The 22,488-nt window shown below is 40.0% G+C and carries 24 protein-coding genes and 2 pseudogenes; all 26 read right to left on the bottom strand.

Annotated elements, in window-relative coordinates:
• Nucleotides 1-40: 40 nt before the first annotated feature.
• Entirely contained in the window at nt 41-2,692 is a 2,652-nt protein-coding gene (locus HMPREF0851_RS12200; protein ID WP_000032156.1) for a valine--tRNA ligase, read from the bottom strand.
• 122 nt (nt 2,693-2,814) lie between these two features.
• Nucleotides 2,815-3,816 carry a virulence RhuM family protein gene (locus tag HMPREF0851_RS12195; RefSeq protein WP_001002883.1) on the bottom strand — a complete coding sequence of 334 codons (1,002 nt, stop codon included), beginning with the start codon at nt 3,814-3,816 and terminating at the stop codon, nt 2,815-2,817.
• Nucleotides 3,817-3,847: 31 nt separating this feature from the next.
• A complete protein-coding gene (locus HMPREF0851_RS12190; protein ID WP_001085118.1) occupies nt 3,848-5,089 on the bottom strand; it encodes a hypothetical protein in 1,242 nt (413 codons plus the stop codon).
• A gap of 303 nt (nt 5,090-5,392) precedes the next feature.
• Nucleotides 5,393-6,625, bottom strand: a complete 1,233-nt coding sequence (locus HMPREF0851_RS12185; RefSeq protein ID WP_042764400.1) for a hypothetical protein — start codon at nt 6,623-6,625, stop codon at nt 5,393-5,395.
• Between the two features lie 5 nt (nt 6,626-6,630).
• Nucleotides 6,631-6,786, bottom strand: coding sequence for a hypothetical protein (locus HMPREF0851_RS16320; protein ID WP_004237269.1), 156 nt, complete (start codon nt 6,784-6,786; stop codon nt 6,631-6,633).
• Nucleotides 6,787-6,816: 30 nt separating this feature from the next.
• Nucleotides 6,817-7,014 (bottom strand): hypothetical protein, encoded by a 198-nt coding sequence (locus tag HMPREF0851_RS12180; RefSeq protein ID WP_009014376.1) that lies wholly within the window; start codon nt 7,012-7,014, stop codon nt 6,817-6,819.
• A 298-nt stretch (nt 7,015-7,312) separates the two neighbouring features.
• Nucleotides 7,313-7,891: an AAA family ATPase gene (locus tag HMPREF0851_RS12175; RefSeq protein WP_000550020.1), complete on the bottom strand. Its 579-nt coding sequence runs from the start codon at nt 7,889-7,891 to the stop codon at nt 7,313-7,315.
• On the bottom strand, nt 7,891-8,451 hold the full coding sequence (locus tag HMPREF0851_RS12170) for a GNAT family N-acetyltransferase (protein ID WP_000198668.1): 561 nt from the start codon (nt 8,449-8,451) through the stop codon (nt 7,891-7,893). Before HMPREF0851_RS12170 ends, HMPREF0851_RS12175 begins: the two co-directional genes overlap by 1 nt.
• Nucleotides 8,452-8,730: 279 nt before the next feature.
• Nucleotides 8,731-9,126, bottom strand: coding sequence for a helix-hairpin-helix domain-containing protein (locus HMPREF0851_RS12165; protein WP_000038635.1), 396 nt, complete (start codon nt 9,124-9,126; stop codon nt 8,731-8,733).
• Nucleotides 9,127-9,221: 95 nt separating this feature from the next.
• A complete protein-coding gene (locus tag HMPREF0851_RS12160) occupies nt 9,222-9,476 on the bottom strand; it encodes a DUF1912 family protein (protein WP_000119718.1) in 255 nt (84 codons plus the stop codon).
• 9 nt (nt 9,477-9,485) lie between these two features.
• The gene (locus HMPREF0851_RS12155) at nt 9,486-10,820 is read right to left on the bottom strand and encodes a DUF438 domain-containing protein (protein ID WP_000752901.1); all 1,335 of its coding nucleotides are present in this window, start codon (nt 10,818-10,820) and stop codon (nt 9,486-9,488) included.
• Entirely contained in the window at nt 10,820-11,053 is a 234-nt protein-coding gene (locus HMPREF0851_RS12150; RefSeq protein WP_000368734.1) for a DUF1858 domain-containing protein, read from the bottom strand. Before HMPREF0851_RS12150 ends, HMPREF0851_RS12155 begins: the two co-directional genes overlap by 1 nt.
• A gap of 264 nt (nt 11,054-11,317) precedes the next feature.
• Nucleotides 11,318-11,500: a hypothetical protein gene (locus HMPREF0851_RS12140; RefSeq protein WP_000522948.1), complete on the bottom strand. Its 183-nt coding sequence runs from the start codon at nt 11,498-11,500 to the stop codon at nt 11,318-11,320.
• A 1-nt stretch (nt 11,501) separates the two neighbouring features.
• The gene (locus HMPREF0851_RS12135) at nt 11,502-12,281 is read right to left on the bottom strand and encodes a hypothetical protein (protein ID WP_000840394.1); all 780 of its coding nucleotides are present in this window, start codon (nt 12,279-12,281) and stop codon (nt 11,502-11,504) included.
• 290 nt (nt 12,282-12,571) lie between these two features.
• A complete protein-coding gene (locus HMPREF0851_RS12130) occupies nt 12,572-13,681 on the bottom strand; it encodes an SPFH domain-containing protein (protein ID WP_000522911.1) in 1,110 nt (369 codons plus the stop codon).
• Nucleotides 13,682-13,693: 12 nt separating this feature from the next.
• On the bottom strand, nt 13,694-14,251 hold the full coding sequence (locus HMPREF0851_RS12125; RefSeq protein WP_000386259.1) for a hypothetical protein: 558 nt from the start codon (nt 14,249-14,251) through the stop codon (nt 13,694-13,696).
• 20 nt (nt 14,252-14,271) lie between these two features.
• Nucleotides 14,272-14,775, bottom strand: coding sequence for a hypothetical protein (locus tag HMPREF0851_RS12120; RefSeq protein ID WP_001059610.1), 504 nt, complete (start codon nt 14,773-14,775; stop codon nt 14,272-14,274).
• 168 nt (nt 14,776-14,943) lie between these two features.
• Nucleotides 14,944-15,294 (bottom strand): 30S ribosome-binding factor RbfA, encoded by a 351-nt coding sequence (gene rbfA / locus HMPREF0851_RS12115; RefSeq protein WP_001273602.1) that lies wholly within the window; start codon nt 15,292-15,294, stop codon nt 14,944-14,946.
• A gap of 250 nt (nt 15,295-15,544) precedes the next feature.
• Nucleotides 15,545-18,136: pseudogene (infB, locus tag HMPREF0851_RS12110) on the bottom strand (translation initiation factor IF-2); the annotation flags it as partial.
• 168 nt (nt 18,137-18,304) lie between these two features.
• Nucleotides 18,305-18,511: pseudogene (locus HMPREF0851_RS16790) on the bottom strand (translation initiation factor IF-2 N-terminal domain-containing protein); the annotation flags it as partial.
• Nucleotides 18,512-18,527: 16 nt separating this feature from the next.
• The gene (locus tag HMPREF0851_RS12105) at nt 18,528-18,827 is read right to left on the bottom strand and encodes a YlxQ-related RNA-binding protein (RefSeq protein WP_001041392.1); all 300 of its coding nucleotides are present in this window, start codon (nt 18,825-18,827) and stop codon (nt 18,528-18,530) included.
• Nucleotides 18,820-19,113: an RNase P modulator RnpM gene (gene rnpM, locus HMPREF0851_RS12100; RefSeq protein ID WP_000857556.1), complete on the bottom strand. Its 294-nt coding sequence runs from the start codon at nt 19,111-19,113 to the stop codon at nt 18,820-18,822. Before rnpM ends, HMPREF0851_RS12105 begins: the two co-directional genes overlap by 8 nt.
• 21 nt (nt 19,114-19,134) lie before the next feature.
• Entirely contained in the window at nt 19,135-20,271 is a 1,137-nt protein-coding gene (nusA, locus tag HMPREF0851_RS12095; RefSeq protein ID WP_000032274.1) for a transcription termination factor NusA, read from the bottom strand.
• Between the two features lie 43 nt (nt 20,272-20,314).
• Nucleotides 20,315-20,794, bottom strand: a complete 480-nt coding sequence (rimP, locus tag HMPREF0851_RS12090) for a ribosome maturation factor RimP (RefSeq protein WP_000338691.1) — start codon at nt 20,792-20,794, stop codon at nt 20,315-20,317.
• Between the two features lie 126 nt (nt 20,795-20,920).
• Nucleotides 20,921-21,556: a tRNA (guanosine(46)-N7)-methyltransferase TrmB gene (gene trmB / locus HMPREF0851_RS12085; protein WP_001266094.1), complete on the bottom strand. Its 636-nt coding sequence runs from the start codon at nt 21,554-21,556 to the stop codon at nt 20,921-20,923.
• The gene (gene ccrZ / locus HMPREF0851_RS12080) at nt 21,553-22,347 is read right to left on the bottom strand and encodes a cell cycle regulator CcrZ (RefSeq protein WP_000362998.1); all 795 of its coding nucleotides are present in this window, start codon (nt 22,345-22,347) and stop codon (nt 21,553-21,555) included. The genes trmB and ccrZ overlap by 4 nt, the downstream gene beginning before the upstream one ends.
• Nucleotides 22,348-22,488 lie beyond the last annotated feature (141 nt).

Raw genomic sequence — 22,488 nt, 5'->3', positions numbered from 1 at the left:
TGATATTAGCTTAATTGATCAGAATCTGCCTAATATTGATTTATTTCACCAACTTCTTCATCTCATCAATACGTGCTACAGTCGCGTCGTATTTAGCTTGGTAATCGGTTTGTTTGTCGCGTTCTTTTTGGACGACTTCTGGTTTGGCGTTGGCTACGAAGCGTTCGTTAGAGAGCTTCTTGCCGACCATGTCCAGTTCTTTTTGCCATTTAGCCAGTTCCTTGTCGAGACGAGCCAATTCTTCTTCGATATTGAGGAGGTCTGCCAGTGGCAAGTAGATTTCTGCTCCTGTGATAACGCTTGACATAGCAAGTTCAGGTGCAGGGATGGTTGAAGCAATTTCCAAGTGTTCTGGATTTGTGAAGCGTTTGATGTAATTGACATTGCTGTTAAAGAAAGCTTCCAAGTCGCTATCACTTGTCTTGACAAGAATTGTGATAGGCTTACTTGGTGCTACGTTTACTTCCGCACGCGCATTACGAACGGCACGGATCAAGTCTTTGAGACTCTCTACACCTGTGTGAGCCGCAAGGTCTTCAAAGGCTGGGTTAACAGTTGGGTATTCTGCTGTCACGATAGAGCCTTCTGAGATTTGTCCAAAGATTTCCTCTGTCACGAATGGCATGATTGGGTGAAGGAGACGAAGGATCTTGTCCAAAGTGTAAAGGAGAACAGAGCGTGTGATGACTTTCTCTTCTTCGTTGTCGCTATAAAGAACTTCCTTGGTCAACTCAACGTACCAGTCAGCGAACTCGTCCCAGATGAAATTGTAGAGGATGTGTCCAGCTACACCAAACTCAAACTTGTCAAAGTTTTCAGTGACTTTGCCGATAGTTTCATTGAGGTTGTGGAGAATCCAGCGGTCAGTGACATTTCCAGCTTCCTTGTTAACAACTTTTTCCACATTGGCAGTTGCTTGCTCAAGAGTCAAACCTTCATTGTTCATGAGAATGTAGCGAGAGATGTTCCAAATTTTGTTAATGAAGTTCCATGAAGCATCCATTTTCTCGTAAGAGAAGCGCACATCTTGCCCTGGTGCAGAACCGTTTGAAAGGAACCAACGAAGGCTATCTGTTCCGTACTTATCAATAACATCCATTGGATCAATCCCGTTACCAAGAGATTTCGACATCTTGCGTCCTTGCTCATCACGAATGAGACCATGAATCAAGGCATTTTTGAATGGCGACTTGCCAGTAAATTCCAAACCTTGGAAAATCATTCGAGATACCCAGAACGGGATAATATCATAACCAGTCACCAAAGTTGATGTTGGATAATAACGTTTGAAGTCTGCTGAGTCGACATCAGGCCAGCCCATGGTTGAGAATGGCCAAAGGGCAGAACTAAACCAAGTATCCAAGACGTCTTCGTCCTGAGTCCATCCGTCACCTTCGGGAGCTTCTTCACCGACATACATTTCACCCTCAGCATTATACCAAGCAGGGATTTGGTGACCCCACCAGAGCTGACGAGAGATGACCCAGTCGTGGACATTTTCCATCCATTGGAGGAAGGTATCATTGAAACGAGGTGGGTAGAATTCTACCTTATCATCTGTGTCTTGGTTGGCAATGGCATTCTTGGCCAATTGGTCCATCTTGACGAACCATTGCGTAGACAAGCGTGGTTCAACCACAACACCTGTACGCTCTGAGTGACCAACACTGTGGACACGTTTTTCGATTTTAACGAGGGCACCGATTTCTTCCAACTTAGCAACGACCGCCTTACGAGCTTCGAAACGGTCCATACCTACAAATTCAAAGGCCAAGTCGTTCATAGTTCCGTCGTCGTTCATCACGTTAACTTGTGGCAAGTTGTGGCGTTGGCCGACCAAGAAGTCGTTTGGATCATGGGCAGGAGTGATTTTAACAACACCAGTACCAAACTCGGGATCGGCATGTTCGTCGGCAACGATTGGGATTAATTTATTAGCAATTGGAAGGATGACGTTTTTACCAATCAAGTCCTTGTAGCGTGAGTCTTCTGGATTGACCGCAACGGCAACGTCCCCAAACATAGTCTCAGGACGAGTTGTTGCCACTTCAAGGGCGTGTGAGCCATCTTCTAGCATGTAGTTCATGTGGTAGAAGGCACCTTCGACATCCTTGTGGATTACTTCGATATCAGAAAGGGCTGTACGAGCAGCTGGGTCCCAGTTGATGATAAACTCACCACGGTAGATCCAGCCTTTCTTGTAAAGGTCCACAAAGACTTTTCGAACGGCTTTTGACAAACCCTCATCAAGAGTGAAACGCTCACGAGAGTAGTCTACAGAGAGCCCCATCTTGCCCCATTGTTCCTTGATAGTAGTGGCATATTCGTCTTTCCATTCCCAGACCTTCGTCAAGAAAGATTCACGACCGAGGTCATAGCGGCTGATGCCCTCACCACGCAAGCGCTCCTCAACCTTAGCCTGAGTGGCAATCCCCGCGTGGTCCATCCCTGGAAGCCAAAGGGTATCAAAACCTTGCATACGTTTTTGACGGATGATGATATCCTGCAAAGTTGTATCCCAAGCGTGACCAAGGTGAAGTTTACCAGTTACGTTTGGTGGTGGGATCACGATTGAATAAGGCTTAGCCTTTTGATCGCCAGAAGGCTTGAAAACATCCGCATCAAGCCATTTTTGGTAACGACCAGCCTCAACCTCGGCTGGATTGTATTTAGGTGAAAGTTCTTTAGACATGTGTTTGTCCTTTCTAGTTAATATCTTTAAATAAAATTAAGTATGTAGGAGATAGACTTTGATTCAACTCATCTTGTTTTCTCACTATCTTTTATAAGCAAAGAAATAGTGAAAATTTTACATTAACTTTCTCTCATTATCTTAATAATATGTTTATCAAAGTCCGATAGAATTTTTTGAGTTCGGTTAAATTTTTCATACTCCTGGATGGCTTTTGAGTCTGCTTTTTTCTTGGAAATACTTCCTTTTCCTTCTAAAATTTCGTACTCATTAAAAGATAGAAAACGATCAATACTATCTGCCAATCCTCGCATGGTAAAAGTGTTACGGCGCTCAACCAAACCCTCGATATAATCAAAATAGGCTGTAACAGTTCGCTCTAGTTGTCGAATTTCTTTTTCTTGCAAATAGTTTTTAGCCACCGTTACATCTGATTTGAGAACTCGTCCATCAGGTGCATTCTTCCAAGTAGTTAATCCCATTTTTTCTTTACTAGCATCGGCTTGCTGATAGATAATTTCTGCAGCAGTATTTCCAGTAATTGCATAATGAAATTTATTTTGCACCATAGCATAGAAGTTTTTAGTAATATCTGAGTTTCTATCATAATCTATGGCACATTCAGCAAAGATATCCGTGATTTGTTGATAGATTCGGCGCTCGCTAGAACGAATAGAGCGAATCCGTTCTAAAAGCTCACGGAAATAATCTTGTCCGAAAACTGTCTGTCCTTGTTTCAAGCGTTCATCATTCAAAACAAAACCTTTGATGATAAATTCTTTCAAAGTCTTGGTTGCCCAAATTCTAAATTGAGTAGCCTTACTGGAGTTTACTCGATAGCCAACTGAAATGATAGCATCCAGATTGTAATATTCAAGTTCACGCCTGACAGCTCTATTCCCCTCTTGTTGAACCTGTGCAAATTTTGCACAAGTTGACACCTTATCCAACTCACCACTATCATAAATGTTTTTTAAGTGCTTTGTAATGACACTTCGTTCAACTCCAAAGAGCTCTGCAAGACCTTTTTGAGTCAACCAAAGATTTTCATCTTGTAAAAGGATATCTAGCTGAACGTCGCCATTTGGTGTAGTATACAGGATGAAATTAGAAATTTCATTCAAGACAATTTCACCTCCCCCCTTCCATAAACAATTACTTCTCTTTCTTAAACTTTATGCCGTTTTCTTTCAGCTTTTTAACGGTTACGGGACCAATTCCCTTCAAAGCGAGAACTTCTTTTTCAGTCCATTTTTTGAAATCTGAAGATGTACGAATCCCATTTTCAACAAAGATGCGAACAAGATCCATCCGGATTCCCTTCATTTTTTCCTCGCTCATAAATGAGTACCAGTCTGTGACCTTGGATAAATTTTTTATCATACTGGAATGATTCGAAAATACTGGTTTACGACGGAATTTCTTGGCTTCTTTTGTTAAAAATTCTGTTAAGATAATATTTTCTTGTAAATAGTCAAGCAGAGGATACAAACTAGCTTGTAGCGATTCAACTGAATTTGGACAATAGCATTCTTGTTCTTCAATGTCTAAAATATTGAATTGCCAGTCTTTCTCTATGAAGAATTCAACAGCTTCATCATTGATTTCCACTAATTTTACAAATAGCTGACTGGCTTCCTCAATTTTTCCTTGAGAAAAAGCAGAGATGATGGCATGAATAAGGATGGTATCATCCCGCTTTCCTTTATTTAATTCTTCACGATAGAAACGCTCAACCTTTAGCTCCTGACCGGTGATATGATACAAGGAAAGCATACAGAAGACAAAATTAGGAGGAAACCGTTCTGGTCGCTTACTCAAATATAGGTCAATCAATTCCATAGACTTAGAATTGAAGTTCTCCATCATATAATACTCAATCAGAAACATCAGAGCAGACAGGATAGGGCGTGCTTCAAAATAATTCCAACTATTGTATCCATTCATTTTCCATTTTTCTAAAACTAGAACTTCAAAATCCAATACTTTTTTAAAGGTTGACAAATCAAAGTCTTCAACCTCTGATAAGAATAAGTGAAAATCAGCAGCAAAGTAATCTGGATTGATTTTTAAAACTTGTTTTAACAGTTTATTTCGCTTCTGTGTATTTGGAGTATGCATAGCTTCTCTAAATAAAGCATGATCCTGATTCCAATCAAAAGTCCTATTTTTCAGTTGGTAATTGATTAGCTGGACATCTGGATACTCTCCGTGTTCATCAGCATATTGCATCACTGCTGTATGCAGTTCATCGAAATTTTGAATGGTCCGACGTTCTACAAAAGTTGGATTTTTGGCCATAATTTCCGTCCAAGCAGCCTCTTCTTCAGAAATAACTTTAATATCTAACTTTTGCTGGCGTTTTAATTCTTTTTTTCTATTTTTCTTTTTAGCCATCTATTTTCTCCTCTAACTCATTCTTCAATAGATCAAACTCTACCTCTGCTGTATTGGATATTCTTACAGCCTCGGATACAGGCTTGAATGGGAAATCCCAGTTTCTTTGTGATTCGTTTACTTTGAAGAATGTACTCCAAGCTTAATCAAGGTAGAGTTTTCTAGTTACGTTTGGTGGTGGTAATCACGATTGAATAAGGCTTAGCCTTTTGATCTCCTGACGGCTTGAAAACATCCGTATCAAGGCATTTTTGGTAACGACCAGCCTAACCATAGGATGGAGTGTATTTAGGTGAAAGTTGATTAGACATTATTTTTTCTCCTTTTATGAATATTTCTTTTATATCTACGATTTATTAATACACTGTGCATGTTGTCACGATACACGTAATATCCATTATGGGTGTTTAAATAGAAATACTGTAATAACCAAATTATAGCCTTCCCAATAACTAATGATAATATGAAACAAACGAAAATAATTATAGTTGAGGCAAATAATTCAGACATCCAATCAGCTGCGGGAGTTATAAATTCGACCAATTTCATCTTAATCTTTAACCCCCAAATAATTTCGGTTAACTTTGGAATAATACTCAACATTAATAGAGTAAGAAAACTATATAGTTGAGTTCGATAGAGGTGTCTATCCATTTTCTCAGTTCTTATTGGTTTTTTCTTATATTTTTTTGTATCAAATTGAGAATTTATTTCTCCAATTAGACTAGGAATTAATATTGGCAAAAACCAGGTTAAAGCATTTATTAATTCATTTTCAACTTGATTAAATATTGCTAACAACAATATACAGATTGTTCCAGTTAGCCATGATGCTATTACTTCTTTGGTATCTTTTGCACCATATCTAATTAGATTATGAATTATCCACCAGAATATTAAATAAAGCGCAATAAATGAATTAAATATAAAAATGTCAGTTATTAAATCGGAATGAAAATCAATAGCTTTAGAAATAAAGTAATAAATATAGATATAATACCATAAAAACGAATTAATAAGCATCGTGGCATATACATTCCATAGTGTCTTTCCCTTGGAGATATCTATTTTATTAACTTTTTTAAATATCTTGATTGATATTATAGTTTTTATAACAGATAATACCAATGGTAATATTAAAAGTATTACAATGATAAGCCAGTTATTTATGTGATTTTTACTTATGCCATAACTAGTAAAAAAATATTGAGATAAGTTGATTAAAGTTGATTCAACTAGATTTAGGTTATAAAGAATGTAAGTCAAGATTCCGCAAAATATTCCATCCCATGCGTGCATAAAAGCTAAAGATTTAGTACTTTTAGTAAGAAAAACTCTAAACTTATTAAATCGATTTTTATAGTTAAACACATATATTAGTATCAAGGCAAATTGTAAAATTATAACTAATTTAAAATCGGTAAGACAGAATATAATTAGAGATATTATTGGAAAATACGTTAGCGCATACATAAGTATTTTCCAAGTTTGAGCAAAAAGATTCCTCAATCTATTGTCAGTATTAAAATAATACATTAATTTCAATCTTTGCCTCCTAAATCTAATCTAAAGGTTGGTAAATCAAAATCTTCAACCTCTGATAAGAATGGGTGAAAATCAGCCGCAAAATAATCTGGATTGATCTTTAAAACTTGTTTTAACAGTTCATTTCGCTTCTGTGTATTTGGAGTATGCATAGCTTCTCTAAATAAAGCATGGTCCTGATTCTAATCAAAAATCCTATTTTTCAGTTGGTAATTGATTAGTTGAACATCTGGATACTCTCCGTGTTCATCAGCATATTGCATCACTGCTGTATGTAGTTCATCGAAATTTTGAATAGTCCGACGTTCTACAAAAGTTGGTTTTTTAGCCATTATTTCTGTCCAAGCAGCCTCTTCTTCAGAAATAACTTTGATATCCAACTTTTGCTGGCGTTTTAATTCTTTTTTCTATTTTTCTTTTTAGCCATCTATTTTCTCCTCTAATTCATCCTTCAATAGATTCGACTCTACCTCTGCTGTATTGGATATTCTTACGGTCTCGGATACAGGCTTTAATGGTAAATCTCAGCTTTTTTGTGATTCGTTTGCTTTGAAGGTTGTCCCCCCAAAGCGTGACCAAGATAGAGTTTAGCAGTAACGTTTGGTGGTGGGAATCACGAACGAAAAAGATTGAGACTTTTGAACTTCTTGAGTCTTGAGAACGTCTTCATGAAGTTGTTTAGATATGTGTTTGTCCTTTCTCTATTTTGTTCATTTTATTTTGAATCTGCTTAGCAGCTTCTTCTGCAGACAGATTCGTATTATTTATTTTAAAGTAGTGGTGCAACTCATTCGGTTGATGTTGGGAATTTAATTGAAGTGTTTCAGCTGTCTCTAAAATTTCTCTTTCAGATACCTCAATATGTCGTTTCAAGGGCTTGTGCTTCAACCGGTTCTCCGTTCGATTTCGACGTAAACGCTCTTCAAGACTTGTTTCCAACTCAACAAACAGAATCTCTTGATGATAGTCATTCAACAAATCCTGAATTTGCTTTAAATACATCAGTTGGTAATGATTTGAAAAATCAATTACGTCAGTTAAAATTACTGATCGCTGATTTCTTGCACTTGCTCCAAGGAAAGAAAAGGTAATTCCACGAACAAATTCCCACATCTCCTCTGTATAATCCTGATAGATTTCTAGTGCAAAATCGATGGCTTGATGGTTATAAAAGAGGGTAGCATCCGTCAGTCGAGACAGTTCTTGACCAATCGTCATTTTTCCTGAGGCTGGAGCACCAATGATGAAAAGATGCATCAATTCACCTCCCACTCACTCCTCAGCAAGCCATATCTCAAATCATCACAGCGGTTGCCTTGAGCATCTTTTCTATCCCTTATACGAGTTTCAAGGGTAAATCCAAGTTTCTCTGCGACTCGTTGACTTTGGACATTGGAGCCAAAACAAGTTAGCTCAATCTTGTGAAGACCTAATTCTTTAAAGCCTAGGTCAATCAAAGTTCGCGCTGCTTCTGGTACATAGCCTCGACCCCAATAGTCTGGATGCAAGGTATAGCCAATCTCCAGTACATCGTCTTCGTAGCGACGGGGGAAATCGACAGAACCAATGATTGTATCGGCTCCTTTAACGATAATTCCGTAGCCTGCTGGAAGATTATCCTTTTGATTACGCTCGGGAAGGATATGTTCTAGATAATAAATCTCATCTTCCAAGGTCTTGACGGGTAGAAAGCCAGCTGGGTAAGAGACTTCTGGGAGACTGGCGTAAGCATGGATGTCCTCAGCATCCGCCACAGTACGGACTCGTAAAACGAGACGTTCTGTTTCCAAGCGTTCTGGCAGTTCAGTTCTTGTCATCCTTATACCTCGCTTTCTACAAAAAATCGCCCCTGCCATCTACATGACAGGGACGAATGTGTTTATCCGCGGTACCACCCAATTTCGGGCAGTTGCCCGCAACTCTCGTCTTTAAAACAAAAAGACACTTTTATTTCAATTTTTCATCCATTAGCAACTAGTTTTGACACATTTGTGGACTTCTCAGCACCGCCACTTTCTGTAAAATGCGGGATTCAAAACACCTCTAATGGCTCTATTGTAGCAAGATTTTTTCGGAAATGCAAGGGACAAGAAATATTACTTGAACTTGATTCCATTTTCCTTCAATTTCTTGATGGTGGCTGGGCCGATTCCTTTCAAGGCAAGGAGTTCTTTTTCAGTCCAGTTTTTGAAATCTGACGCAGACTTAATTCCTTCATCATAGAAAGTTTTGGCACGATCAAGTGGAAGTCCACCCAAGTTTGCTGCAAAATCTTCTACAGAATTGGCTACTTTTTGAGCTTGCTCTTTGGTAGCTTCTACTGCTTGCTCAACTTTTTTAGAAACAGCCTTACCAGCTTGGCTTGCTGACTGTTCTGCACGTTTCACGACTTTTTTTGTCTCTTCTACAACCTTAGTCACAGTACTTGAAAAGGCACCTGCGCGACGGAGGCTATTTCGTAATTGTTTTTTACGATTGAGTTTCTTTGACATGATAAAATCCTTTCAATAAAAAACCCCTGCTCTGACAAGGATTTAATATAAATATTCTATCAAGATTTTAGTAAAAAATCAAGAATCTATCTCGTTTAATAATTTCTCTCACCAAACAAGCCTTCTGGCAAATCATGGAATCCCTTCCCTGCTTTGAAATTTTCAAATTTTCCAAGCAAGAACTGATAGGCATCCAAGCGGCTTTCGTAGCGAATCATGGCATCTTTGGCACGCTCGTCTTGGTCCTCTTCGTAGACTTTTTGACTTTCCTTATGCGCCATGTCGTTAATCATAATCTGGGTATTGACCCAAGTTTCAAATTCCTTCATAAATTCTTGTTCGTAACTCATTTTTTCTCCTTATTCTAATCCACGGAAATAGTCCGTATCAATCTCACGGTAAGGCTGAATGTCCTGAACATACTCCAGCACCCCTTGGAATTCTCCCTCTTCATCGTGCACTGCGGCATAGGTGATGTGGACAAACTTTCCTCGCGACTCAGACTTGAACCACATTTCATACTTATCCTTGACCCCTTCACGAAGCCCCTTCATGATGGTTTTGACCTTGTCCAAGTACTTAGGTGGATGACAAAGTTCAACATTGCGCCCAACTTGAGACGGTGTCCGTTTGAAAATCATCTCATCAGCTGGCGTATTGTCATTGTAATACTGGAAAATATCGTCTTTATTGACAAAGGTAATCTCCATAGGGAGGTGATTGAGGATGAGATTGGCCTGCTCGACCGATAGATAGCCATTCCCAAAAGACTGCTGACTATGGCGATCCAACACTGCTTCCTTTTCCTTAGGAGTAAAGGTAATGGTAAACTGTCCTTCTGGCGTATCGATCACTTGCTGAACTTGACCTTCTGCCGTATCTAGCTGTACAGGCTCCCCTGCACTATCTTCCTCAACAAAGCTCTGTCTTTCTGGCACCCATTTTTCTGACGGACGGATGATGGCATAGCCATAGGCGTCACTCTCCTCCGCAATCTGAAGCCAGTCATCTTGGGTGAAGGACTCAAGGAGAATCATGAGAAGGATGGACTCTTCCTTAAAAATCATACTTTCAAACTCTGTCGCAAAGGCTTCAAAAGTTTCTTTTACACTGCTAATCAACACTTCTGGTAGTGACTTGGCTGTCGCTAAAGCTGTTTGAAAGAGTCCCCTAATCTGGTCATCCACTCCCCACATAACTTTGGGAGGTGAATCGTGTCCATAGCGCTCCATGATAGGAAAGAAAAGTTCTTCCTTACGTTGGTAGTGGATGTCAAATTGCCCCAAAAGTCCCATCTGACGCACCAAGCCTTTACGCATCTCCGCCAGCATCTCTTCATCTTTCGTAGATTCGTAGGTATCTAGCAATCTCCGAATGCGAATCAAGGCCGCACGGAGAGCCAGATTTTCTTCTTTAAATACCCGAACTGGGTGACCTGGATGCTCGGTATCTGCAACTTCGACATCCTTAACAGCATTTTTAAAAAGATTGGCATGAACATCACAGAGTTCCATGACATCTTCAAAGGTGACACCTGAGTCTGAGTTCATCAGCTCATGCTCCATGAGAGAAATCTCGATGGCTGAAACGCCTGTAAAGGTCGCATCAAAACGCTCCTGAACCGACTCAGGAGAGGCGCCATTATGCAATTCTAACAAAATATCCCGTAGGACATGAATCCGTTCATCTGCCATTAGTCTAATCCAATCACTTCGTAGCCATTCGCCTCCAGTGTGCGGACAATCTTATCCATAGGAGTTCCTTCCAGCTTAGACCCCTGCTTAAGCGATACTTTGCGACCGATAGTATTACGCATCAAGGGATTAGCAAGGGGTTTAAAACCCAGCTCCACTAGGATTTCCAAGACTTCTGGATGCTTATCCACCACTTCTGCAACAGGAATTGACACATCGATGATATTATCCATGACGACCTCCATTATCGTTTATAAATGATATTATTTATTTTATTATACCATAAGGAAAGAGATTAAAAAACTAGCAGTACAAGACTTGCTAGTTCCCCACGACTTGGATTACTATCTAAATAAGTTTAAAGAGCCAATCCAATATCTTAAATACCATCTTGTAAAACAGCAATTGGACTGCAAAAGAGATAATCATCCACAGGAATTTCACAATTCCAATAATCGGTTTAATAAAAATAATGGCAAGAAGTCCCCAGAAAAATTTCATTTGTTATCCTCTGGCTTAATGAGCCACCGAGCCGTATCCATTAGCTTGTCTGCAATAAAGAGTTTTCCCAGACCGACAACGGCATGGTCATCTTTCTTTATCGTTTTCATCACTTTTACACCTTGCATGGTTAAAAAGTAATTCCCGTAAGTTTTAGCTAGAACTTTTATGAGTCCCATATCACTCTCCTTCGATGATTTCAGCCTCTTTTCGGATTGTTTCAACATCTTCTTGATATTGAATTTCACTATAGTTGACTAGCTTGGACAATTCTTTCTGCAAGCTTTCCCCCATTGGTTTCATAGTTGCAAAGGTTAAACCACCTGAAATGATACCACCCAAGATAGGAATGAATTTCCCCATTCCTTTGGCTAGCCCTCCCTTGGTCAGATTCACACCAAATATTCTTAAGACTTTTTTCAAAATAGGGTACCAAAGCGTCTTTGTTAACGCTTTATTAGGTACTGTTTTCATTACCTGTTTGGCAATTGTTATACCACCAGCACGTAGCAAGGCAGCGGTTCCATTTACCCCCAACATGACGCCTAGATAAAGCAAGAGGGTATTTTGAGCATCTTCACTCAACTCATCGCGTGAAGCCCAAAGATCCTCATAACCATAAATATAACCTAATTCTTGAGCCAATTTCAGAGAGAAACCATAAAATTGAGCCACATCAGCTGGAATGGTAATTGCCATAGCAAGCCCTCCAGGTAATCCTGCCAAAACAGAAGTTCCACTCGCTAATAAAACATTATCCCTAATACAGGCATTAGCCACTCGATCTAATATTTCTTGAGATAAGAGAGACGTTGGGCCTTGTTCTAATAAAGTAGGAACGTCCTGTGGATCCAATTCTTTGGAAAACTTATCTACTAAAAATTTCGAACGATCAACCTTAACAACAGGTAGTTTTACCACTTGTTGTAATACTTGCATAGCTAAGTCTTGTTCAGCCATATACAAACTCCTTTTACTTCTGTAAGTTATATTCTATGATAGCATACTCTTTTAAAGTATGTTTCAAATTCCCCTCAAAAATTTTCAAAAACTCCTTATTCTTTTAGACAAAAAATCAAAATCCTTAGCAACTTATTTGTTAAAGATTTTTAATAGTCTTTGTAGAGACAGCTCGAATATTCAACTCCTACCTTTACAACATGATATTCTATCTGTGAACGATAGTCTATTATTGTTTCATCTAAAATGTTCCTTGAATACACACTAACTATGAACTTTCGAGTTTCATTTTATAAATCCATAATTTCTTTTTTCTTTCGATCAAATTCTTCCTGAGATAGTATCCCTGCATCTAAAAGAGATTTTAGTTTTGTAAGGGCTTCGATTTGTTCATCTAATGATAAACTTGGTTTCATGGCTTTTTCATCCAAACTTTGAGCCATATTCATTCCAAATATCATCCCTGCACCATCACCTAGACCATGTTGCTCCACTCCTGATGCAATTTTTTGTTGTGCTGCAATATTAGAAGCTTTCTGCGATACATCATCATAAGCTTTTAAATTCATCTTATTTGATGAAAATTGTTTAACCAATTCCTTAGATTCTGGTGAGAACTCAATATTAGCAATGGCAACTTTTACAATCTCAAATCCAAAACGTTCTTTCCAAGTCCCTGCATACTGTCCATCATTCGATACTTGGGTTGCAAGAACTGAAGCTTGTGAGGGTAATTGTGAAATACGATAAGTTGTTGACAAAGAATTAAGTGCAACAATAAAAGATTGAAGAAATTCTGTTACTATTTGTGACCTAGCTTGAGCGCTATCAAAGGTATAATAAGTCACATTGGCAGGAAGAAAGTTTCTGATAAATTGCTTAGCATCTGTAATTTGGATAGAAAATGTTCCAAAAGCACGTACTTCTAAATCTGTCCCATAAAACAAATCGTTATACATGACTGGGCCACGAGTCCCAAATTTAATATCACGAATTTCTCTCAAATTAACAAAGCAAATCTGTTTTTGCTGATCACTTTGGCCACCGAATCCAACACGATTAACAACATTGTCAAACAGTGACTTTTTCAATCCATCACCGTTAAAAACACTGCTCTCACCATTTTGGTATTCATATCCACCTGGTTCTATAATAATTTCCTCGATACCAGATTGACTAAAGATAAAGGCAGCAGTATTTTCTGGAATAAAAATCTTGGATCCGTTGGAAATAACACCGACAGATCCCTTCGTATTGACACCCCTACCATTATTACTTTCTTGCACAATACCTGGACTTACAGCTGTATGTTCATCAAAAGCTTGAACTGTGATAATTTCTTTCCACTGATCTGCAAATGTCCCACCGATAGAATCTGTGATTGCTTTTATCAACCCCATTTAATTGCCCCCTTATAAACTCTGCTCCATATCACAATAGGCACATCTCACTGTTTGCTTCACTTGACCTGACAAAGGTGCTCCACAAAAGCTACACTTGGTTGAAATCTTTTCTGGCTCTGCATCCTTAATCCCAAGCCCTGCTTTAAAAGTGTCAAATGTATCCTTAAATGTTTCTGCCAAAACATCTGCTCCAAATAAGCTGCTATCTCCCAAGGTTTCAAAATTGCTTGTATCACCTGACATCAATTTAATAATGTTTCTAGCCCACTTGTCAGTATCCTTAGTATTATTAAATGCAAAGATAGCTTGTCCGCCATTATAATAAATTTCCAGCCGTTTCACACCATTGGTTTTGGTTACTGAAACTTGAGGTTTCCCTTCAAAAATTTTAATCTGGTTAATGGGTATGGTAACTTGATCTTTTTTTCCTCCCCATAAACCTTTTTTGATATATATTAAGTGTAGATTCGTTAAAATTAATTCATCTGTAGACAAACCATTTTTCCCAAAACTCACATGGTCACTATTCATAACCATGTATTCATGTGGCAATAATTGATAATCCATATTGAACTCCACTCTTCCTATTAAAGACTAGCTTTCCACTGCTCCACTTGCTCATGTAGATTATCACGATAATCTTTTAGAGCCTTAATAACTTCTTCTTTCCCTTGAATCGGTGCTTTCTTGAGTGGACCATATTGTTTTTTCAAATCTTCCATCTCTTTTTTAGTGCTATCTTTTAGTTCTTGGATAGCAGCGCTATCTTCTAAAACAGTTCCTTTAAAGGCTTCGTCTGCTTCTGTATAGTAATTATCGATTATTTTCTCATTCATAATCAAGTAATCTTCATAAGTTTTTATAGACTCAATTGTCGCATCACTAACATCTTGTGGGTTAAAATCACCTGAACTGAGTTTTTCTTTTGCTTTGGCAAGCAACCCTTTCTTTTCAGAACTACTAGATGAAGCTTCTGTTTGATTCTCACTAGAAGAGCTACTTGTTTTTTCAGATAGAGAACTACAAGCAACTAGAGTAGAAACGGAAAGACATAGCAAAGCTAAACGACAAACTTTTTTTATATTATTCATTGATAGAATCTCCTTTTATTTATGAAATCATCATATCATATTTGCTAAAAAAAAAAGCATTTTCTATTTAGCTAACCTTTAAAAATACAGAATTCTAGTTAAAAGAATATTTTTCCATTTCAAATTCCACCTATTTTCTCCACCAAAAAAGAGGGTTGCCCCTCTTCTTTAGTTCTTATCCAGATTGCGTAGCATCTCGTCAATCTTGTTCCCATACTCGATGGACTCGTCTTTGACGAAGGTCAAATCTGGGATTTTGTACAATTTCAAATTGCGACCAAGTTCACGTTTGATGGTACCAGTTGCTTTTTCAAGTCCAACTTGGGCTTTTTGATTATCCGAAGCAAGGTTACTCAGAATGGTGTAGTAAACCTTGGCAACAGACAAGTCACCTAGCATCTGAACATCTGTGATGGTCACACCTTGGACACGCGGATCACGGACTTTCTTTTGCAAAATCTCATTGACTTCACGCTTGATTTCCATGCCCACACGATCCGTACGGAAATGATTTGCCATGATATTCCTTTCTCTACTTTGAACCAAAAGCTAGGCCAGCAGACCTAGCTATTTTTAAACTTATTGATTTTCAGTTCAAATTGAAACGAAGTTCAATTTGAACTCATCCGCTTCTTTCGCTGTGGTGAAAGTGATGGAACTGATTTATCAGTCCCATCACAGGGGATTTTTGAGACCCTAGGCTCAAAAATAAGCAATGAAACCATCGGTTTGCTTGCGTCCCTCACCACCTAAGAAAGGAGCAAAAATCTTATCTCTTGATTTCTTCCATGACATAGGCCTCAATCACATCATCCATCTTGATATCATTATAGCCATCGATCATCAATCCACCTTCACGACCGTTTGTAACTTCTTTAACGTCGTCTTTGTAGTGTTTCAAGCTTGCGAGTTCGCCATCATAGATAACGACACCATCACGGATAACACGGACTTTAGAATCACGAGTAACCTTACCGTTGATAACCATGAATCCACCGATAGTTCCCACTTTAGACACTTTGAAGGTTTCACGGATAACTGCTTCACCGATAATTTTTTCTTCGAATTCTGGATCAAGCATCCCTTTCATGGCTTCTTCCATCTCTTCGATAACCTTGTAGATAATGCTGTGAAGACGGATTTCCACATCATCAGCTTCTGCTTGTTGACGAGCTTGTGGTGTAGGGCGTACGTTGAAACCAACGATAAAGGCATTTGAAGCTTCGGCAAGAGTTACGTCTGATTCGTTGATGGCACCGACTGCTGAGTGGACGATGGTAACTTTAACACCTTCCACATCGATTTTTTGAAGTGAGGCAGAAAGGGCTTCAACAGAACCTTGTACGTCGGCTTTGATGATAACGTTAACTGATTTGAGTTCACCAGCTTTAAGGGTATCAAAGAGGTTTTCAAGGCTGACACGTTGGGTAGCTTGACGTTGTTTCATGAGGGCACGTTTGGCACGCTCTTCACCAGCCGCACGCGCAGATTTTTCATCCTCGTAAACAGCAAAGTGGTCACCCGCCATCGGCGCTTCGTTCAAACCTGTGATAGAGACTGGTGTTGATGGTCCAGCAACCTTAACACGACGTCCAAGGTCATTAGTCATAGCACGGACACGACCGAAGGTGTTTCCGACAACGATTGGATCTTGGACATTCAAGGTACCTTGTTGAACAAGAAGGGTTGCGACTGCACCTTTTCCTTTATCCAAGCGCGCTTCGATAACTGTACCGATAGCACGCACTGTTGGGTCTGCCTTGAGTTCTTGGATTTCAGCCACAAGAAGGACTGTTTCCAACAATTCTTCGATATTTTGGTTGAATTTAGCTGAGATTTCAACAAATTCAGAATCTCCACCCCAAGCAGTTGACATAACACCATGCTCTGCCAATTCACCGATAACGCGTTCTGGGTTAGCACCTGGTTTATCAATCTTGTTGATAGCTACGATGATTGGAACGTTGGCTGCTTTTGAGTGGTTGATGGCTTCAATTGTCTGAGGCATAACCCCGTCATCTGCAGCTACGACCAAAATCGTAATATCGGTAACAGAAGCACCGCGCGCACGCATAGATGTAAAGGCCGCGTGTCCTGGTGTATCAAGGAAGGTAATCTTCTTACCATTTTCCACGATTTGGTAGGCACCGATATGCTGAGTGATACCACCTGCTTCACCTGTCGCAACACGTGAGTTACGAAGAGTATCTAGGAGGGTTGTTTTACCGTGGTCAACGTGTCCCATGATAGTTACAACTGGTGGACGCTCAACCAATTCATCTTCATTGAGATAACCATCTTCGACAAAGAAACGTTCGATGTCGGCATTATCCACTTCAACCTTTTGTTTGGCTTCGATACCATAATCCACCATGAGGAGTTCGATGGTTTCTCCATCCAATGATTGGTTTTGTGTGGCCATGACACCCATCATGAAAAGTTTCTTAACGATTTCAGCTGGTTCACGTTTGATACGTTTTGCGATTTCCGCAACGGTCATACCATCTGTATATTCAAATTCTGTTGGCAATTCATGGAATTTACGCTCTGTAACAGGTTTTGGAGTCTGATTACGATTGTTCTTGTTATTGCCTTTTTTGTTCTTCTTGTTGTTATTCCAGTTACTATTCTTTTGATTTCTCACTTGATTTTGACTACTTCGATTCTTTTGTTGTTTTCTAGGACCATCTTCTTCGTGATCATAATCGTCACGATTTTTGTCTGGTCGAGCTTGTTTTTTACGACGTGTATCCACTGCAGGTTCTTTTTTCTCAGGGACGACTTCAACCACTGCTTGAACTTGCTGTGCTTGTTGCGCTTGTTCAGCTAACTTAGCCGCTTCTTCAAAGATTTCCTCTGGTTCCTTGCGTTTGTTAGCTTGAGCCAAGGCTTCTTTAGCAGCCTGATACTGTTTGAAGCGTTCCTCACTTGAACGTGCATACTCTGCATTTTGCTCTGCTTTGAGGGCTGCTGCACGGGCTTTAAAGTCAATACGTGGAGCCGCTTGATTTGGACGTTTGTCCTCTTGTTGACGACGCTCATTTCCACGATTTTGCTGGCCTTGCTGTTTCTTAACTTGGTCATTAAAGCGACGATTGTCGCGGTTGCCTTGACCTTGTTTTCCACCATTACGGTTATCATTCTTTTGATGATTTCCCTTTTGTTGGTCACGGTTATTGCCCTTATTTTGCTTGCGTCGTTCTGCCTGTTCTTTGGCACGAGCTTCACGCTCAGCCTTGAAATTACGACTTTGCGGTTTAGCTGCTACTTTTTCTGTTTTAGGAGCGACTGGCTCAGCAGGTTTTGCCTCTTCCTTGGCTACAGCTGGTTTAGCTGGCTCAGATTTTTCGGCTTTCTTTTCTGTACTTGCTTTTGGTGCTGCAGGTTTTGCTTCTTCCTTAGCTACAGCTGGTTTTACTGGTTCAGACTTTTCGGCTTTCTTTTCTGCACTTGCTTTTGGGACTGCAGGTTTTGCCTCTTCCTTGGCTACAGCTGGTTTAGCTGGCTCAGATTTTTCAGCTTTCTTTTCTGCACTTGCTTTTGGTGCTGCAGGTTTTGCTTCTACTTTCGGAGCAGCTGCAGGCTTAAAGCTGGCAGCGATTTTTGCAGCGACAGCTTCTTCCACACTTGATGAGTGGCTTTTCACATCCAAGCCCAACTCTTTTGCACGCGCTACAACTTCTTTACTTTCTTTTCCAAGTTCTTTTGCGATTTCGTACAATCTTTTCTTAGACAAATCATGTCCTCCTCTTCTATTCCATAAGAGACCTCATTTTCTTTGTAAATCCAGCATCTGTCACAGCCAAAACCTTTCTCGATTTCCCGACTGCTATGCTTAATTCCAGTGTTGAAAACACGGTTACAATTTCTACTTGATAATAATGACTTTTATCTTGAATCTTCTTGGTCAGATTGGGTCCAGCATCATGGGCTAGAAAGACCATCTTGGCCTTGCCATCTTGAATGGCCTTGACCACCAATTCTTCACCCGATATAATCCGCCCTGCTCGCTGAGCAAGTCCCAAGAGATTGCTTATCTTTTGCTTATTCAAGTCCTAACTCTCTTCTTTTCACTTTGTGATCCACATAAGCGATCAACTCGTCATAAAAGCTTTCTTCCACTTCCATGTCAAAGCTACGGTTAAAGACCTTCTTCTTTTTAGCCTCTATGGCTTCTGCATTGTCTAGCTTGATATAAGCGCCACGGCCATTGGCCTTGCCTGTCGGATCGATAAAGACTTGTCCTTCCTTGTTCTTGACAATGCGGAGCAAATCACGCTTATCAATCACTTCGTTAGACACGACAGACTTGCGCAAAGGGATTTTTCTTGTTTTCATCTTTCCCTCCTCTAGCAGCTTTTATTCTTCTACAGTATCGTTTTCTGCTTCCAAATCTACCGAACCAGCTTCTTCCATGGCTTCAAATTCGCTAGCAGACTTGATATCGATACGGTAACCAGTCAAGTGAGCTGCCAAGCGCACGTTTTGTCCACGACGACCGATAGCAAGAGAAAGCTTGTTATCTGGAACAACCACCAAGGCACGTTTGCTGTCGTTTTCATCAAAGATAACTTGGTCAACCTCAGCAGGAGCAATAGCATTGTAGATAAATTCGGCTGGATCTGCTACCCACTCGATAACGTCGATATTTTCTTCGATTGGTACCATGCGGTCATTTTTAGCATCGTAGCGAGCTGGGTGGAATTTGCTGGTAATCTTCTTGATATTAGCTCCACCACGTCCAACGATTGTACCGATAGCGTCCACATTGGGATTATGACTGCGAACAGCAACCTTCGTACGGTCACCAGCTTCACGAGCCACACTCATGATTTCAACAGTTCCATCATAAACTTCTGGAATTTCTTGCTCCATCAATCGTTTGATCATTTCTGGATGGCTACGGCTGACAAAGACGTTCACTCCGCGAGGGTTGTCTTCAACCTTGTAGACATAAACTTCGATACGATCGTGGGAAGCAAAAACTTCTCCAGGAATTTGATCTTGTTTTGACAATTGGGCTTCGATGCTGCCAAGGTTGACATAGATAAAGCGGTTGTCAAAGCGTTCTACTGTACCAGACATGATTTCTTGCTCATGTTCTTTGTAAGTATTGTAAGTGATGGCACGTGTTTGCTTGCGCATTTTTTCCATGATGGTTTGCTTGGCAGATTGGGCTGCTACACGACCAAACTCAGCAGGTGCTTCTTCAAACTTGATTTTGTCACCAAGTTCATAGGCTGAATTAATGGCAAGAGCATCTTTCAAGCTGATTTCCAAACGGCTATCAAATACTTCATCAACCACTTCACGAACAGTATAAACGGTAAAGTCACCTGTTTTTTCGTTGAAGTCAATAGCTACGCTGTCTGATTGACCATAGCGTCTGCGATAAGCGGAACGAAGCGACTCTACTACTGCGTCGATGATATCTTCTTTTTTGATTCCCTTGTCTTCTTCCAAAATGCGGAAGGCCTCTAGCATTTCTTTACTCATGTTTTCTTCACTTTTGAATCCTCAAAAGCTATCCTTTCTTTTTCTATAATTTAACTGCTAAACGTGCTTTTGATACTAAACTGTACGGAATTTGGACAGTTTTCTTACGCGTCTTGTCCATATATTCCATGGTCAACTCGTCCTCTTCGAAGGCCAACAAGGTTCCTTCAAAGACCTTTTGCTTATCGATGGCTTGGTAGAGCCCGACATGGATGTATTTCCCAACCGCTCCAGCAACGGCATCCTTGGTTTTCAAAGGACGTTCCAAGCCTGGACTGGTGATTTCTAGGAAATATTGTTCTGGGAAGGGATCTGGCTTGATGGTGTCTAAGACAGGACTGATAATTTCTGTCAAGTCCGCCGTGTCGTTCAAGGTAATTCCTTCAGGTTTATCTACAAAAATACTGAGAATCATGTCACTGCCAATCTTTCCATACTCGATATCCACGAGCTCGAAAGGTGCTTGGATGACAGGTTCTACAACTTCTCTGACTAATTCTACGATTGTTGCGATTGCGTCCACCTCCTCATAAGCAAGAGGCGAAGATATTTCCCCGCCTCACTTTCTCATATTCTTACTCTTAGTATAGCACGTTTACCAACTTATGTAAAGCAAAAGCACTTATACAGCCTGATTTCAGGCTATTTCTTAAAATTCTGCCTCAACTCGGTAGATAACCTGCCCCTTGTTGGAGAATTTTTGCTCGTATTCTGTCATGACATTGCCTTCAAAATCACTAGCATGTAAATCAAGCCAGACACCATTGAGTTTCATGCCATATTGAGAAAAGCTCACTAAACTGTACTCAAACAAGCCACGGTTATCCGTCTTGAAATGAATTTCTCCATTTTCAGGCAAGATACGCTTGAAGGTATCCAAGAAGGTCTTGTAGGTCAACCGACGCTTTTCATGACGCTTTTTAGGCCATGGATCTGAAAAATTCAGATACAAGCGATCAATCTCACCGTCTTCAAAGTAGTCAGTCAAGTCAGAACCATCTACCCACAAGAGCTTAATGTTAGGCACTCCAACTTCAAGCACCTTGTCCAAAGCGTAGCTCAAAACAGACTTTTGAATATCAATCCCGATATAGTTGATGTCAGGATTTTGCTTGGCCATACCTGAAACAAAGGCACCCTTTCCACTTCCAACTTCCACATGAATGGGATTGTCGTTGCCGAACAAATCCCGCCATTTCCCCTTGGCTTCTAAGGGATTGAGGACCACATACTGGGGATTTGCCTCTAGTAATTCTGTCGCCCCTTTACGATTTCTAACTCTCATCTTCTCTTTCCATACTTGTCTCGGAAGTGACGCAAACCATGAATCTCCCGATTGACATTTTCTAAATCTTGGTTCATATAATACTTGGAAATCTGGCTCAAATAAGACAATTGACCGTACCAATACAATTTATTCAATACCGTTTGATTGTACTTGTAACCGTAGTAGATCAACCATTCCTTCCACTGATGTTCTGGAATATAATGGCAGAGCATATGAGCTACATCAAACATGCGGTCGGTCAAGCGAACCGAATCCCAATCTACCAAATAAATCAAGCCACTGTCTGTCTCAATCCAATTACTATGTCGTACATCTCCATGGACAATGGTCGCATGGTCCTCTCTAAATCCTGGAATAGTCTGACGTAAATCAGCCATCACTTCACTGATAAAATGATTTTTACGCAAAGCATCTGGAGCCGTTTCTTGCCAAGACTGCAGTAAATCTACAGGTGTTTCCATGGCATAGCCCAAACGACTCAACTGCGTCATCAAAGGACGTGAGCGATGAAGGCGGGTTAAAATATTGACGATTTGTTTACGATTCATATCATAGGGGGTCAATATCTTGCCTGTCAACCATTCTTGAGCACACATATCACGCCCATCTGCCAAACGGCGACTCCATAATAATTGTGGAGCAATTTGTTCTCTAGCTAGACCAGGTAGGATTGGAGAGGTGTTCATTTTTACAAAGATGCGCTTCCCATCAGGATAGCTACCCATATAAGCCTTGCCACTTTTCCCAGGTATGGGAGTCAGTGTTAGCTCATTATCACCCAAATCCATTTCTTTCCTCCGTATAAAGTTTCCTTACTATTCTACTAGTTTTTGCCCTATTCGTCAACCGCTCCACACCCGATTCTCAAAGAAAAGCCTCTAGATTGGCTTGGTTATCATTATAGAAAGAAAAAGGTAAGCACCGTCTTC

The organism is Streptococcus sp. M334 (assembly GCF_000187745.1).
In the GTDB taxonomy this organism is placed as follows: domain Bacteria; phylum Bacillota; class Bacilli; order Lactobacillales; family Streptococcaceae; genus Streptococcus.
This window is presented reverse-complemented; position numbering and strand designations above follow the sequence as displayed.